The sequence below is a fragment of the Candidatus Obscuribacterales bacterium genome (assembly GCA_019744775.1).
Classification (GTDB): Bacteria; Cyanobacteriota; Vampirovibrionia; order Obscuribacterales; family Obscuribacteraceae; genus SBAT01.
In genome coordinates, this window is sequence record JAIETZ010000002.1 from 291113 (window position 1) to 306520 (window position 15408).

15 protein-coding genes and 1 tRNA gene are annotated in these 15408 nt (G+C 46.7%); 7 read left to right on the plus strand and 9 right to left on the minus strand.

Annotated features, from left to right (window positions below):
* Positions 1–58 precede the first annotated feature (58 nt).
* Positions 59–131, plus strand: a tRNA-Ala gene (locus K2Y22_04705).
* Positions 132–263: 132 nt separating this feature from the next.
* The gene (locus tag K2Y22_04710; protein MBX9877738.1) at positions 264–656 is read left to right on the plus strand and encodes a hypothetical protein; all 393 of its coding nucleotides are present in this window, start codon (positions 264–266) and stop codon (positions 654–656) included.
* A gap of 10 nt (positions 657–666) precedes the next feature.
* Here the strand turns inward: K2Y22_04710 and cpdA are convergent, their stop codons facing one another.
* Entirely contained in the window at positions 667–1473 is an 807-nt protein-coding gene (gene cpdA, locus K2Y22_04715) for a 3',5'-cyclic-AMP phosphodiesterase (GenBank protein MBX9877739.1), read from the minus strand.
* A 68-nt stretch (positions 1474–1541) separates the two neighbouring features.
* Between cpdA and K2Y22_04720 the strand changes: the two genes are divergently transcribed.
* The gene (locus K2Y22_04720; GenBank protein ID MBX9877740.1) at positions 1542–2360 is read left to right on the plus strand and encodes a DUF547 domain-containing protein; all 819 of its coding nucleotides are present in this window, start codon (positions 1542–1544) and stop codon (positions 2358–2360) included.
* Complete coding sequence (locus tag K2Y22_04725; GenBank protein MBX9877741.1) at positions 2357–4210, plus strand: N-acetylmuramoyl-L-alanine amidase; 1854 nt, start codon at positions 2357–2359, stop codon at positions 4208–4210. The genes K2Y22_04720 and K2Y22_04725 overlap by 4 nt, the downstream gene beginning before the upstream one ends.
* 19 nt (positions 4211–4229) lie before the next feature.
* Here K2Y22_04725 and K2Y22_04730 read toward each other — a convergent pair whose 3' ends face one another.
* Positions 4230–4430 carry a hypothetical protein gene (locus K2Y22_04730; GenBank protein ID MBX9877742.1) on the minus strand — a complete coding sequence of 67 codons (201 nt, stop codon included), beginning with the start codon at positions 4428–4430 and terminating at the stop codon, positions 4230–4232.
* Positions 4431–4662: 232 nt separating this feature from the next.
* Here K2Y22_04730 and K2Y22_04735 point away from each other — a divergent pair, with 232 nt between their 5' ends.
* Complete coding sequence (locus tag K2Y22_04735; GenBank protein MBX9877743.1) at positions 4663–4968, plus strand: hypothetical protein; 306 nt, start codon at positions 4663–4665, stop codon at positions 4966–4968.
* A gap of 8 nt (positions 4969–4976) precedes the next feature.
* On the opposite strand, the gene glmU is transcribed toward K2Y22_04735, so the two are convergent.
* Together glmU and K2Y22_04745 are read right to left on the minus strand one after the other, a co-directional pair.
* Positions 4977–6398 carry a bifunctional UDP-N-acetylglucosamine diphosphorylase/glucosamine-1-phosphate N-acetyltransferase GlmU gene (gene glmU / locus K2Y22_04740; GenBank protein MBX9877744.1) on the minus strand — a complete coding sequence of 474 codons (1422 nt, stop codon included), beginning with the start codon at positions 6396–6398 and terminating at the stop codon, positions 4977–4979.
* The gene (locus tag K2Y22_04745) at positions 6395–7618 is read right to left on the minus strand and encodes a hypothetical protein (protein MBX9877745.1); all 1224 of its coding nucleotides are present in this window, start codon (positions 7616–7618) and stop codon (positions 6395–6397) included. The genes glmU and K2Y22_04745 overlap by 4 nt, the downstream gene beginning before the upstream one ends.
* Before the next feature lie 306 nt (positions 7619–7924).
* Between K2Y22_04745 and K2Y22_04750 the strand changes: the two genes are divergently transcribed.
* On the plus strand, positions 7925–8839 hold the full coding sequence (locus K2Y22_04750) for a matrixin family metalloprotease (protein ID MBX9877746.1): 915 nt from the start codon (positions 7925–7927) through the stop codon (positions 8837–8839).
* The gene (locus K2Y22_04755; protein MBX9877747.1) at positions 8836–9306 is read left to right on the plus strand and encodes a hypothetical protein; all 471 of its coding nucleotides are present in this window, start codon (positions 8836–8838) and stop codon (positions 9304–9306) included. The genes K2Y22_04750 and K2Y22_04755 overlap by 4 nt, the downstream gene beginning before the upstream one ends.
* On the opposite strand, the gene K2Y22_04760 is transcribed toward K2Y22_04755, so the two are convergent.
* From K2Y22_04760 to K2Y22_04780, 5 genes are read right to left on the minus strand one after another with little or no spacing between them, the layout of a single operon-like run.
* On the minus strand, positions 9303–10220 hold the full coding sequence (locus tag K2Y22_04760; protein ID MBX9877748.1) for a metallophosphoesterase: 918 nt from the start codon (positions 10218–10220) through the stop codon (positions 9303–9305). The two genes, K2Y22_04755 and K2Y22_04760, sit on opposite strands and share 4 nt — an antisense overlap.
* Positions 10220–11038, minus strand: coding sequence for a biotin transporter BioY (locus tag K2Y22_04765; protein ID MBX9877749.1), 819 nt, complete (start codon positions 11036–11038; stop codon positions 10220–10222). Before K2Y22_04765 ends, K2Y22_04760 begins: the two co-directional genes overlap by 1 nt.
* On the minus strand, positions 11029–11586 hold the full coding sequence (gene rimI, locus K2Y22_04770; GenBank protein ID MBX9877750.1) for a ribosomal protein S18-alanine N-acetyltransferase: 558 nt from the start codon (positions 11584–11586) through the stop codon (positions 11029–11031). The genes K2Y22_04765 and rimI overlap by 10 nt, the downstream gene beginning before the upstream one ends.
* Before the next feature lie 7 nt (positions 11587–11593).
* Positions 11594–12331, minus strand: a complete 738-nt coding sequence (tsaB, locus tag K2Y22_04775) for a tRNA (adenosine(37)-N6)-threonylcarbamoyltransferase complex dimerization subunit type 1 TsaB (GenBank protein ID MBX9877751.1) — start codon at positions 12329–12331, stop codon at positions 11594–11596.
* On the minus strand, positions 12331–15318 hold the full coding sequence (locus K2Y22_04780) for a preprotein translocase subunit SecA (GenBank protein ID MBX9877752.1): 2988 nt from the start codon (positions 15316–15318) through the stop codon (positions 12331–12333). The genes tsaB and K2Y22_04780 overlap by 1 nt, the downstream gene beginning before the upstream one ends.
* Between the last annotated feature and the right edge of the window lie 90 nt (positions 15319–15408).

Genomic DNA, 15408 nt, shown 5'->3' on the forward strand with positions numbered 1-15408 from the left:
AACTCGAGACGCACCCTCATGGTATCCTGCAAAGTGAACTAGGGAAGAATTTCCTTATGGGGCGTTAGCGCAGTTGGTAGCGCGCTTCAATGGCATTGAAGAGGTCACCGGTTCGACCCCGGTACGCTCCAAATCTTACACCTTAAATATCAAACAGAGATGGGCTTTCCGCGTTTAGCCCAGACTCTAATCTGGGCTATCGGGAACCCCGAATAGCCTACTGACGTCTTTAAAATTAAACACCCAGCTTGGTAGGACTGACTATGCAACCCATTGCCTTAGCTACTACTTGCTTCATGCTTGTTGGACTTATTGTTTCATCAGTTCTACCGGCAGATGCTCAATTTAGACAACGCTCTTTCGAACGCTTCAGCACTGGCGACTACATGGCTCGCAACAAAGAACTGCAACGGAGAATTTCCGATGCTCGCAGACAAAGACTAATAACCGTTGACGAAGCTAATAGCCTTGAAAATGCTGTAAGACAACAAGCTCACAACTTCAGAATAATGAGACAGTCTGATGGTTTTCTCAGCGGTGATGAGTTAACCGCTCTAGAAACACTTTTGAGCAGAACCGCTGCTTCGCTAGACAATATGATCTCCACCAGACCGAGTCCAAGACGATTCTCTTACAGAAATACTTACTGGAGCTAAGCTCAACCAGCTAGTAGCCGTGAGAATTCTTGTCTAAGCCGATATCTTGGCTACTGATACGCTCAACGCCTGTCTCAATGACGCCATCATCATTGAGACGAAGCCATCTGTACCCGGGCATTGCCGAATCCACTGTAAATGATGAGCACTGTGGCTTGAATTGCACGCATGTCGAAGGTGAGGACATAAGCTTTACGGAATTGCGCTGACCCACAAATTCCTGATGCACATGACCGTAAGTAATTCCTCTGACTTGACTGTGTTTATCCACGACAGCAAAAAAGTCGTCGGGATTATCAAGAGCGATGCCATCCATCCAGGTCGAACCAACAGGCATAGGCTGATGGTGCATAGCAATTAACGCATGATGATTTGGATATTTAATTAGGCAATTGTCAAGCCAGTCCAATTCTTCTTTGCGCAAGTGTCCGGCGACGCGTTTAGGTTCAGCAGTGTTCAAAAGCACGATTTGCCAATTACCAACAATGAACGATCGCTCCAAGGAAAAGCCGGCTGTCTTCTCGGAAGCCACCTTTAAACCATCACCTTGATCGTGATTGCCCGGCAGGCAATAAGCCTTCGCCTGCAACTTCTGCAAGCCTTGCGACAAGCGCAAGTAGGACTCTACGCTTTCGTCTTGCGATAAGTCACCGGTGACAAGAACGGCATCATGCCGTCTACCGCTGTCCAAAACGGTACTTAATACCGTCTCGAATGTCCAGCCGGTGTTAATGCCCATCAATCGGCCCGTATCATCGGCAAAGAGATGGGTATCGGAAATCTGCAGTATCTTTACAGGTCCCTGGTTTTGCGACATTCATTCATTGTCGCTTATGATTGCGGTGGATACAATAAGGCAATCACCAAGCGAAACTCAAAAACTGCGTGTTAAACACAAAGAGAAACTGGAAAAAGCAAATATTGCCTCTGACGGTCATTATCATTGGCTTCCTCTTTATCCTCACGCAGGTGGTCACCAACTTCAGTACTTACTTGAAGGCAGCATTTACTCGGGTGGATTATCCATCTGAGTATCAATTTGCTACTTACAATCAAATTCTCAACAAATACGTTCATGATGGATTGGTCAACTACAAAGGCTTATCTGAGTCTGCTGAAATAAACAAAGCGGTTGATGAATTGGCCGGCGTAAGTCCCGAGCATTTTGCTGATAACAATCAAAAGCTTGCCTTTTGGATCAATACCTACAATTTGCTGATTCTCAAAAATGTTACTAGTCATTACCCACTTAAAGAACGCAGCTCGCTTATACGAGACTTGAGCCTGCGCAAATTCGTCATTGGCGGTCAAAGTATTGCCACAGATGACATTCGCACGATTAAGATTTACCCGCTTATAGATTTGCGAGATCCAAGAAGCATTTTCCTTACTTGTGGTGGGGCCTTGGGCTATCCAAAACTTTTAAGCCATGCAATTGCCAAAGAGACGATGGAAGCAGACATGGCGGAATCAACTAATGAATTTATCAGCAGACCAGACAATGTAATCTACCGCGAACGAAGCGGGACATTTTTCCTCTCTCAATTCTTCAAATGGAACGAGGCTCTCTTTAACCCAACGCCGTTTGTCTATGTAAATAATCTGCTTCCCAAGCAAAAGCGCGTTGATTTCGACGACTTTCACACGAAGACCAGTTACCTGGGACTATTTAACTGGACGCTAAACGAAGAGGTGAGCAAATGAAACGTGCACTATGGTTGGCCATTACACTTTCGCTTGTCTCCACCGCCTGCGTACGAACAAGTGCCGTGCAAACTCTAGCGCAGGCACAAAAACCCGCTGCTGTAGAAAGCCCTGAAGATAGAGTATTGAACGAAAACGGTATTATCGTCGCCTACCCCAGAGGCACAGCAGAAATAGACGCACCGTCAACTTTTCTCATTGGCACCTGCAAGTCAAAAACAGGCTTAACCGTCAATGGCTCGCCCGTTCACTTAAACGCGGACGGTTATTTTGCTCACGTTGTACCACTTGCTTATGGAGTCAATAAATTTGTTTTTTCCCGTGCAGACAATTCGGGGAAAGTCAGTTTAACGGTATTACGTAAATCACCGGCAAAAGCATTGCCGGAAAGCCCCTTAAAAATAGACAGGCAAAGTATCAAACCAGCAGAAAGCCTGGGCGTCTCAGCAGGCGATATGGTTGAGTTATCCGTGCGGGCAACACCAAAGTCGCAGGTTACCGCCCATCTAGCCAATCGCGCAATTAAACTAAACGCGCCCAATCCCAATATAAATAATGGACAGAATACGTCCTATGGGGTTGCTTACCAGAACCACAGCGCCAATGTCAGGGATCTCTATACAAGTTTCTATCGCATACAAGCCGAGGACCACTTTCACGATCTCCGACCGCGTATTGTTTTGGCAAAAGGCAACGCACACATAGAAGACACAAGCGAAAACAAAATAACCGTTGTTGATCAACCACGATTGGCTCATACATTGCATGACGACACTATCGTTCGCTTTGGCCCAAGCCTTGCTCGCTCAACGCCTTTAGCTCAAGGGGTACGATTGCTCGTGGATGGCTGGCAAGGCAAAAACATGCGTTGCCTGCTCTCGCCCGGCAAACATGTTTTCATCGCTTCAGATGATCTGGAATTCGAAGAAAGCAGCATGCCGCCTTATTCTGTAGTACGTACAGTAAATATAAGCAATGAACCAATGAGTTCACCAGATGCGCGAGTAGTGGTACCGCTTACTCAACGTTTGCCATATCAAATTGAGCAGTCACTTACACCAAACAAACTGACACTGAAAATATTTGGCGCCACAGCAGACACTGATTGGATTATTCCAACTCCCGGCTCGACAGTCGATGACCTAATTGACCGAGTCACTTGGAGCCAAAGAACAGACAAGCTCTACGAACTCACAGTGAATCTAAGACAAAAACGCCAATGGGGATTCTGGGTCTCTTACGAAGATAATAACCTTGTTCTCCACATAAAATCCGCTCCCAAAATCGGTCCCAACTTAAACGGACTAACAATTTGCATTGATCCCGGGCATGGTGGCAACGAATCAGGTTCGATCGGTCCCAATGGCGTCAAAGAAGGCGAAATAAACTTCGCCATTGCATCCAAGCTAATACCGTTGCTGCAAGAAGCCGGCGCCAAAGTAATTACAACAAGACCAACTGAAACAGACGGTCCGTCATTGCAAGAGCGCGTAGCAATTGCCATCAACAACAAATGCGATCTACTTCTGTCTATTCACAACAATGCTCTGCCGGATGGACGTGATCCCATTGCAGAACATGGCACATCGTCCTATTACTATCACCCACAATCGCAAGAGCTTGCTCGCGTATTGAAAGACAATGCCCTTAAGAAACTATCGTTTCCAGACCGCGGTGTCTTTTACCAAAACCTGGCACTTTGTCGTCCCAGTCAAATGCCTGCCGTACTCGTCGAAGTCGGCTTCATGATAAACCCCGATGAGTTCTCGCAGCTCAGCCGTCCTGAAATTCAAGACAAAGCAGCCCATGGCCTTCTAAACGGCATCAAGCAATATTTGCAGTCTGATTAGAACAGTTAGAACAAGATTCTTAGATCTGTCTTGCCGGCAATGGTCCTAATGGATCCTGACGGAACATCTTCTCGAGTTCAGACCGGTATTTTAAATTCGTTAGAGCTTCTTGAGAGTAAAGCTCATCTTCGATGTAACTTGTTTCGCGACCCTGTAGCTCTTCAATGCGCTTCATTAAGCTAACCGGCAGTTGCCCGGTAGCGCCGTTATCCCCTTGCATCCTATCCCCGATTCTAGCCAAATAACCACACCTAACACTCAAAGTGTAGTAAATACAGGCAAAAGAACAAGTATTGACTTTCGCTTGAAAGCCGCTCCATGCCGTAATTATCGGCCTCTCGATCATAAAAAGATCACACAAGTCAAGCAGACTATTGCCGTCCCATATAAACCCGTATGCGAAAACGCTCGAATTGCATATATAATGAAGCCAAGAGATAAGGAGTTGAGCCATGCACCTGAAGATGCGACTCGAAGGACTTTGCGATACGCGGGCTTGGACCAAGTTGCACTTTGCCGACGGCACATCCCTTACAGGTCGCGTGCTACGGGTCGGACAAGACTATATTGAACTCGAGTGTTATGGCGACGCCGACAGGCCAGGCAACAGAGATTACGCAAAGCATTTAGTTCCTCTACAACTGGTTAAATTCATTACCGTTGAATCAACGAATTTTGCCGAAGCGGAACGTCGCAGGCTCAATTACCTTTCGGAAGCTGAAAGCGCACCGGAAAGCTTGCCCGATCTGGAAAAGTAATTACTTAGTTAGACTTGCGCAGCTTTGCGCTTCTTAAAGGCAACCCAGTCGGCTCTATTTTCTTGTCGAGCGCGGCCAACAGCAAGGCATTCATCAGGTACGTCTTTGGTAACCACAGTACCGGCTGCCACTACGGCATCTTTGCCGATAGTCGCTGGAGCAACAATCACCGAATTGCTGCCGGTTGAAGCACCGTCTTTAATAACAGTACGGTTTTTCGTTTTGGAAATATGGTCATAGTTAGCGGTAATTGTGCCGGCACCGATATTGGCATTGTGACCAATTTCAGCATCCCCCACATAACTCAAGTGCGAGACATTTGTTTTCTTGCCCACATTTGTCTTTTTCAATTCGACAAAATTACCAATGCGGGACATATCACCAACGGAGCTGTTAAATCGGATATGGGCAAATGGACCAACTCGGCAATCAGATCCAATTTCCGAATCCGTAATTAGAGATTGAATGACGGCTGTGTTGTCGCCAACTTTTACGATACCATTCATTGTTGTGTGTGGTCCGACACTGCAATTGTTTCCAATTTGAATGTCACCTTCGAGGAAACACCCAGGCAATATTGTTGTATCCGATCCAATTTTTACTTCAGGTGATATCCATGTAGAGTCAGGATCAACAATTGTCACACCGTGTTCTAGAGAAAGCTCGTTGAGTACTCTGTCGCGCAAAAGCGAGCCCGCTTCCTGCAACTCAATGCGTGAGTTGATTCCGCCTACTTCCTTCCAATCGGAAGCAATGGCTGACGCCATCTTTAATTTTTCCGAAACGGCCCAGCCGATTAGATCAGTCAGGTAATACTCGCCTTGTTTGTTGTCGTTTTTCAGCCCTGTTAGCCCTGGTTTTATTTCCGGCCACTGGAAGCAATAAATTGCCGGATTTATTTCCTTAATCTGTTTTTGCTCTTCGCTTGCATCTTTGTCTTCGACAATTTTTTGAATGCGCCCTTGTCCATCCCTGACAATGCGTCCATAACTTTTAGCATCGGGCACAACTGTTGTAAGCAAACTAACGACAGCTTTATCGTCTTTGTGCGCAGCTAATAAGTTGCCTAATGTCTTGCTTGTAAGAAGTGGTGTGTCGCCACAAGCAACAAGCACGGTGCCGTTGAATGTAGCCAACGCCGGTGCCACCATTGATAGTGCATGACCTGTGCCCAACTGCGGCTTTTGCAAATGAGTTGACCAAGGGGTTTTTGGTGGATTGCTTTCCAAATAGGCTTGTACGTCATCCGCTTTATGCCCGACGACGATATGAATGTGTTCCAGATTTAGTCCATCAAGAGCAGACAACACTCTTGCCAAAATGGTCTTGCCCAATACCTGGTGCAGCACCTTGGGAAGCTCCGACTTCATGCGCTTACCAAGTCCGGCCGCTAAGACCACTGCTCGAGTATTTTGACCGCCCTTTGTCATAAGGCTTTTTCCTTTGCTTTTCTCTGTCCAATTGACTTTACACTATTTGCATCGAGAACTTCAGCAATCTTTGATGACTTGGAAAGTTCAAGCACTAGTTCATCTAAAACCTTTTTGCCGCCGACAGGATTGACGTGCACTGTGTCTAGAAAGTCATCGGCAACAAAGAGGCTCTTGTTGGAAAGATCAACATAGGTGGCGCCGTATTTCTCAGCATAAAACGCCAGGTCTGACTGATAGCGCTTGAATAATGTCGTGGGAATTAGTTCTCTATTTGTCTCAGTGATAGGCATATTTACAACAACTACTGCAATATCCTTTTGCCTGGCTGCTTCCAGCAAATGCCCTAGTCTTTCCAATTCCTGCTCATAGCGCAAGTGATTGGGCGGATTATAGCGACGCTTGTAGTCTTCGATGTGCCAGGCTTCGTATCTGGCTTTCGTCGGACATATGTGTTCATTGGCATCTTTTACCACTGCAACCGGAATGCCTCCACTTGTATTAGTCTCGGCTTTTGAATTGGCAGCAACTGTCGGTCTAATCAAGTCCTTTGTCAGTTCAGAGAAATACAACGACCAATCTGCACGCTTGCGATAGCAATTGGACGATGATTCAAGCATAAGTTCGCGTATGGTATCAGTGGAAAAACTGTTTGGTAGATTTCCTGATAATGACGGCCAGTCAGCCAGCGCGTTGAAGGCAGGCGTGCGCCCAATCTCCGGCACCAGATTATCCATGAAGTCGCGCGGACCAAAACCAATCACCATTAGCTTTGGTTTCTTCTTCAGTTCAAGTACTTTGGAAAAAATCAAAGAGGCATCCGATGGCATGCAAGCGGCACTGGTGAAATTGAAAACGGATACTTTGTGATTAATGAGATCGCTCAGCTGTTTTTCTAGATAGACTCCGCGGCAATAAGCTTGAAAGGTACTGAGATGATGTTTGAGAGCATCATTATCGGCCTCTGTTTGCGGCTGCCACTGGTTATCACAATAGCGAATGGCGGCCATCGGCAAAGATGAGCCAAGCACTAAGACATCAGGAGCATTCGGCAGGCGGCGCAAACAGTCGGCTTTGTAGGCAAGCGCTTCTTGCGTTAGCTGATTGGGGCGCTGCTTTTCGTGGGCTATGTCGGCTAGAGGAACTAAGCCCTGAGCAAATATTTCCACTGCAGCAAGCAGCAGAAGCATCCAGAGAAGGGTGCTTTTGGCTAATCTCACACTCAGCTTGGCAACCACCCGACAACCGCTCCAGACGACGATATTCAGCCACTTAGTGACCTGATCTTATAACTCTCCCAATTCTCCACAACTACATAAAATAAGTCCTTAGAATTCGCATCCTAAGGGCTTAATTTCTACTTCAATTTAAGTGTCCGCAGTGTTGGTGCTGCCCCAACGAGCTCGATCCCTCGTGCTCCTCTACTGGAGTTTCTGCGATAACGGGCGTCCGACCTTCTTTGTACACTGGTTAAGTACTGGTAAGTCGAACATTTAATATTTCCTTTATATCTGCGCAGTGATGCTATGTTGGATGAAGGTGCTTCAAGGCAACTCAACCAACAAGTAATTGACAAGATGGGAAGAGGCTCAAATTTGTTCCGGCAGACTACTCTACTAACGCTAACACTGTCGACGGTGGCAGGTCTATTTTCTTTGAACAATGCAGCGCAAGCACAGTTTCGTTCTTACGCCACACAGCCGGCACCCTCGCGAGGACAAGCCGTTCAATATGGCGGTGGAGTTGTCTATCCGGAATTCAAAAATCGCATGGGCAGCATTCGCTGGATCAAAGATCAAATGCCATTGAAAGTCTATGTTTCCAACGGCAAAGCAATAGACGGTTTTATTGATCCGGAACTTGCCGCACCCTATGTAAATGTGAACAATCTCGATAACTGGCCAGATGTAGTTGCCTGGATATTGGAAGATCCGCAAAGAGTAGCTCAATTGCCTACAGCCGAGGGATTTGTTCCAGAGCACTATCAGGCAGCTTTACAAGGCATCAACATGTGGAAACCCTTTGAAAAAGAAGGACTTTTTTCCTATCAAATAACAAACGACCCAACTGATGCTGATATACACGTATTTTTCATCAATCATTTTGTCGACAAGCTAGGCCTTGGTCTTTTTGCCGGCGACATCCGCGGCTATACGGCAAAACGCTGTTTTCCCTTGAAGCAAATAATGGCCGGCGGGCATGCCAATTTCAAACCGGTGGTTGTTATTCTGAGAACTCTTGATACCACAGGTGTGCCTATGCCGTTTAACAAAATGAAAGCATCTGCCGGTCACGAGTTCGGTCATGCACTTGGAATTGACGGTCACTCAACTAATTCAAATGACTTGATGAGCGGGTATTATGGTCGAGGTGTTCTATCAACCAATGATGCCGCCACAATACGTTACCTCTATCATTTGACACCGGATCTAATACCATGAGCCAATCATTACGACGAGCAAATCTCGAGCCGGATAAGAAAGAATCAAATCCACTGGCGGCACTTAGTCAGTTATTACTTTTGGTCGTCACACTTGCCTGCGGCGGTCTAGCTTATTACTGGCTATCCAGCGATGCCAGCGGTGAATACATTGGACAAAGCTCCGAGCTTGGACAAGTGACAATTGCCATGACAAGAAAACCGGCCAATATCGTAGGCGATCTGACATATGGTCGCGAACAGCCGGTGCCGATAGTTGAAGGGCAAATAAAACCCGACGGGCAAATAGCTCTGAAATTTCAACAACCAGGTCAAGGATTTCAGGCAGCAAACTGTGTTTTTCAGGGCAAACTAAAAGACGAAGCCCTTAAAGGACAACTATATTTGGACGGCGCCGAATATCGCATCTCGCTAGAGCGCAATCCCTTAGCTACCCTGCACCGCCGTATTCAGGCGATACTTCCCTAACCGTTGCAAATAACTTCCAGAACTGTGGCATGTGGCGGGCAAAAGAGTCTGAAATTGGTGCGCGGATCAGCACCTACGCCACGCGATATATGAAAGGCTGTGTCGCCTCGATAGAAAAGTCCGGAGGCTTCTCTTCCCGGCAATTCTGAATCGGTGATTATTGCACCATAACCGGGGATGCGGATTTGTCCACCATGAGTATGCCCGCCAAAAGCCAGATGGACACCTGCTTTTGCATATGAATCCAAATTTTGCGGGACATGGAAAAGAGCCATCAAAAGATGCTCGGGATGAGCTTTAGCCGACATGTCCAGCAAATGTTGTTGAGACACACCAGGGTAGTCGACACCGATAAGATGCAGCCCTTCATCCGGAAAACTAACGGTGGCATTTTGCAATACTTTAAAGCCGCCTGATTCCAGCGCTTTCACAAGTGGTTTAACATCACGCTTTTCGGCAGGATGTCTAAACTTGCGCACGATGCGTCCGAATGTTTTGTGCCAGAGATTGTAGTCATAATAATCGTGATTGCCCAATACGGCATACGCGCCCAAACGTGGTTCTCGCGATAACAAGTCTCTCACGTAAGGAACACCCGTTTCGTTTTCAAAAATGTCACCAGTCAAAATGACGAGATCGTACTCGTCGTCAGTAACTCTTTTTAGAAACTCTATTTTGTGAGATTCAGGATGACACAGGTGCAGATCAGAGATGTGCAAAATTTTCAAAGGTCTCAAAAAGCGACGTTGCGCTCCACCGTTGATTGCCACCCTTACCTTTTCTAATTGATAGCGCCTGGCTTCGACATAGCTTGCATAAAGATAAGTGCCGACACCGGCACCAACGGCAGCTCCTGTCAGAAGTCCTAAAAGCTTCCAGGGGAAATTCTTCTTTTCATTTTCCGATTTCGACACTAGAGTAAATCCTTGAATTTTTCGCCCGCTTTCTGCTTAGAAGCAATATCGGGAGCAATAAGTGTTGCAACCAGCCATCGGAATGGAAAACCCAATCCAATTGCCACAACGGATAAAAGTATGTCATAGGGCAAAACATACCAGGTCAAATTACGCACTTCTTCGAAGATCCATGGCTGCCAGAAAAATTGCGCGCCGGCATCCCCCGGTTGAGCACCAAAAGAGGAAATCAAGGCAGCTATAAGCATGTAGCCGATGCCGAATAAATGCACCGACAAAAGTCCGCAAACTACAGCCAGACATTGTCTTTTACTGGTTCTATTCTGCACCGTCAGGCGTCCTGTCACCCAGCAAGCAACAACCATTCCCAGAAGATAACCGAAGCCTGGCTGTTTAAAATACTCGATACCACCACCTGACGAGAAGGCGAAAATGCCCAAGTGCGGTCCTAGAAAACCAATTACCAAAAAGACAATTGCCGATATAGGGGCAAGCAGAGGTCCTAATACATAGCCGACAAAAATTGCAACAGGGGCTTCCGGAACATAAATGCTCATGCGAATTGGCTCTGAGCCGTAAGCTAATTCCGGCACATTGTGCTTAAGTTCGCTGCCGATTTGTCCCGGCAGTCTCGCCACCAGATTTTCGGAAGCCTGGCGGACATAGCGAATTAAATTGCCTTCTGTCGCAGTCGGCAAATTCAAGCCAAGAAATGTCGCTAGGAACAAAAGCTGCGTACCGATTAAGACAACGACCAATTGTCCGATTCTCGATTTGCGGCGCATGTTCTGCGATTTACCAACTAGTGTCAGCGGCATGGCAAGCCCCCTTCACCGGACGACATATTGAATTTTCTCTCTTTATCGAGAAGTTCTTTTTCCTTTTCATCAACCAGTTTTTGATAAGAAGGGTTTTCTATATTTTCAGTCCAGAGCACAAGCGCATCTTCGCCATTATCTTGATAGTAACTGCGTCTTTGTCCCAGGTTTTTAAATCCATATTTGAAGTAGAGATTTTGCGCCCATTGATTGGACACTCTGACTTCTAAGGTTATCCAGCGCGCACCGAGCTTTTGAGCTGCGCGAATATCGTGTATAAGCAGTCTTTCACCAACCGATTGGCGTCTAAAATCCGGATGAACGGCAAGCGTAGTGATGTGTGCTTCCTCACCAATGAGCCAAAACCCTGAATAACCAATAAGTTGATTTGTGTCCGTATTCCATGCCGCAAAGTACTGTCCCGACATATTGTTCAATTCATTGACAAAAGATTGGTACGACCAGTGGTGATTGCCGAAGGCAACCGGCTCAATAGCCATTACTTGGTCAAGGTCCAGTAGTGTCAATTGCCTTATCTGTATTTCCACGACTTACCTACTTAGCTGTTTTAAGCGTAATGGAGGGACCGCGTAGATAAAGAGGCGCAACCTTAGCGAACGGAAACTCTTTAGCCATCTCAGCTCTTTTTTCAGCTGAAAGACCGCCGGACAAGTCGCCAAGTCCACCTAAAGATAACTTATCTTGTGCTATTTGCGCCTGGATTATGGCAATATTTTCAATCTGGGGCAATTGCACAAATTGACCGTCCATTTCTTCAATCAATGAACGGCAATCACTTTCGCCGAACCAGTCATTGAACTCACCAAGAACTGCGCTTAGTCTTTCTGCCGGCAAATAACAAGGCTCAACTTCGGTAATGACGCCTTTGTCCGATGTACCATAGCCTGCCACAAAGTAATGCATGATACCTCTATTGGTGCCGGCCTTAAGCACAACAGCCGCCGGCAACTCCGGCTCAAGAACTCTGCTCAGGCAATCTAATTTGCTCACACCGACAACAGGCAGATTCAATGCTTGTCCAATTGTGCGAGCTGTCACTATGCCTGAGCGAATGCCTGTAAAACTGCCGGGACCAATGCCCACCACCAAGACATCAATGCTATTTTTCTGCCAGCCGGCATTTTTCAAAGCACTATCAATGGCCGGCAGAAGACTGCTGGCAATAGCCTGACGACTTTCAGCACTTGCTTCTGCCTTAGTCTCAACTACCTGGGAATTCTCCATCAGGCATAAGCGAAGATCAGCGCTCGTGTCAAAAGATAAAAGACGCATTAGGTGGCTACCGGTGGTTTTGGATCCGTTGCACTTAAATCGACTTCCTGCCCCGTATCAGCCAACAGGTCCTCGTCAATGATTTCATTCAATTCGTCCAGGTCAACCATTACCGGTTGCGCTCTGAAGACCAACTGAATGGATTCTTGTTGAATGGAGCGGAGAAGCTGGTTGAACATATCAAAGGCTTCGCGCTTGTATTCCTGCAACGGATCACGCTGACCATAGCCACGCAAGCCGATGCCATCACGCAAGATGTCGATGTTGTGCAAGTAGTCAACCCACTTGCTGTCAATCGTGCGCAAGAGCACTTGTCTTTCCAATTCGCGCATGGTTTCTACGCCAATATGTTGTTCACGCACGTCATAGGCAAGACGCGCCGACTCGATAAGTTTGCTACGCAACTCATCGTATGAAAGTCCGGACAATTCTTCCAGACGAAGATCACTCAGCATGGGAATATCGGTTGCCAGAACATTCATCACTTCGGGAAGACCTGCTTCTTCCCACATTTCAGGTGGTGACTCAGGATCAATAAATGTTCCCAGAGCAATATCGATGTGCTCATCGAGCATATCCAAAATTGCCTCTTTCAATTGAGCACGCTCAAGGATACGTCTACGTTCGCGATAGATGACTTCACGTTGCGTGTTTAAAACATCGTCGTACTGCAAAACGTGTTTACGTGCATCAAAGTGATGCGCTTCCACTTTCTTTTGCGCGCCTTCGATAGAACGTGTGACCATGCCGGATTCAATCGGCATTTCCTCATCGACTTGAATGAGATCCATCAATCCGGCAATCTTGTCGCCGCCGAAGATGCGCATCAAATTATCTTCAAGGGAGAGGAAGAAGCGCGTTGTACCGGGGTCGCCTTGACGGCCGGCACGACCTCTTAACTGGTTATCGATACGACGAGATTCGTGGCGCTCGGTACCAATGATGTGCAAGCCGCCCAATTTGACGACCTCATCATGCTCGGCATCGGTTTCACCCTTAATGCGCTCGTGGAGTTCCTTAAAGCGTGCTTCCCATTGCGGGTCATCTTGGGCAAGTCCTTCTTTAGCAAGTTTTTCCTTAGCTAGGAATTCGGAATTTCCACCAAGCAATATGTCGGTACCACGACCAGCCATGTTGGTAGCAACCGTGACAGCACCTTTTCTGCCTGCTTGCGCCACAATCATCGCTTCTTTTTCGTGATGCTTAGCATTCAGCACATGGTGTGAGATGCCGCGGCGAATAACGGCAATTACGCGAGCTGTCTTAGCTACTGAATAAAAGCGTTCAATCAGCTCTTCTTGCTTGGGGTATTCCTTCTCAATTTGCTTGCAGACTTCTTCAAACTTCTCCGGATCAATAAGTCCCGGGCGCTCAAAATGCTTCTTAGCCGCTTCAATAGAAGCCCCTTCCAATTTGTGCTTCTTGATGAACTCCATCAGCTTGGTTATTTTGCGAATCAGGTATTCGCCCATTTTCTGCGGCTTGGACAATAGCTCATCAACAATTTCTGATTTTTCAATTGAGGTTGTACCAACAAGAGTAGGTCTTCCTTGCTCGTGCATTTCAACAATTTCTTCAACCACAGAATAAAATTTCTGCGCTTCAGTTTTGTAGATAACGTCAGCCGAATCCTTGCGGATGTTTTCTCTATTGGTTGGAATTGAAACAACATCCAGGTTATAGATCTTGTTAAATTCGGCAGCTTCCGTCATAGCGGTACCTGTCATACCGGAAAGTTTTGGATATAGGCGGAACAAATTCTGATAGGTAATAGAAGCATAGGTCAACGTCTCTTCCTGAATAGGAACGTTTTCCTTAGCTTCAATGGCTTGGTGCAAACCATCTCCCCAGCGCCTGCCGACCATCATACGACCGGTGAACTCATCAACGATGACGATTTCCAATTGCCCTTTCTCATTCGGGCGAATTACATAATCGGTATCAAGCTTGTAGAGCTCTTTAGCGCGCAACGATTGTGACAAGTGGTGGGCAAAATTGTATTTTACGTCATAGAGGTCGCTTACACCGAGCATCTTCTCTGCATTCATAATGCCGCGTTCGGTTAGAAGCACGCTCTTTGTCTTTTCATCAGCCCAGTAATCGCATTCCTCGTCATCCTTGTCCTTACCGCGCTCAAGATGCGGAGCCAATTGCGCCATACGCTTATAGAGTTCAACGAAGGACTCGGTTGGAAATCCGGAAATTATTAGAGGGGTTCTTGCTTCGTCGATGAGAATATTGTCCACTTCGTCGACAATGGCATAGTAGTAAGGACGCTGCACCAATTGATCCAAAGACGTGCGCATGTTGTCGCGCAAATAGTCAAAGCCGAATTCATGGTTAGTACCGTAAGCAATATCGGTTCTATAAGCTTGGTACTTCTCATGATCCGGTTGATGCGAATAGATAAGTCCCACAGAAAGTCCCAAGAACTTGTAAATCTGTCCCATCCACTCAGCGTCACGGCGAGCCAGGTAGTCATTTACCGTTACAACATGGACACCACGACCAGCCAAAGCATTGAGGTAAGCAGGCAAGGTTGCCACCAATGTCTTACCTTCACCTGTACGCATTTCAGAAATCTTGTTGAAGTGCAAAGCAGCGCCACCCAAAAGCTGCACATCGAAATGGCGCATTTTGAGAGTTCTCTTACCTGCTTCACGAACGGTTGCAAAAGCTTCCGGCAAGAGGTCTTCCAGAACCTCAGCCAGAACCTTGTCTTTTTGGTTACGAAATTGCCCCGGCATTTTAGGCGCGTCAGCCGGCATCAAGGCATAGTCCTCAACACCTGATAACGCATTGTCTATTTTTTGGCGGAATTCAGCTGTTTTGCCTCTTAATGCCTCGTCACTCAAAGCTTCCATCTGGGGCTCAAACTGGTTAGCTCTGACGACGTAGTCTTTGAGAACCTTAACTCTTTTTTCATTTGTGTCACCAAATAGTTGCTTCAACCATTGGCGCATGCGTTCATCAAAGCCGTCGGACATTTTACTTCCCCCAAGGAGGCAAGACTATGACAGCTGCCCCCGCAAGATTTAGATATACATATATTTGACCTATAATTTTAACATGGTAGG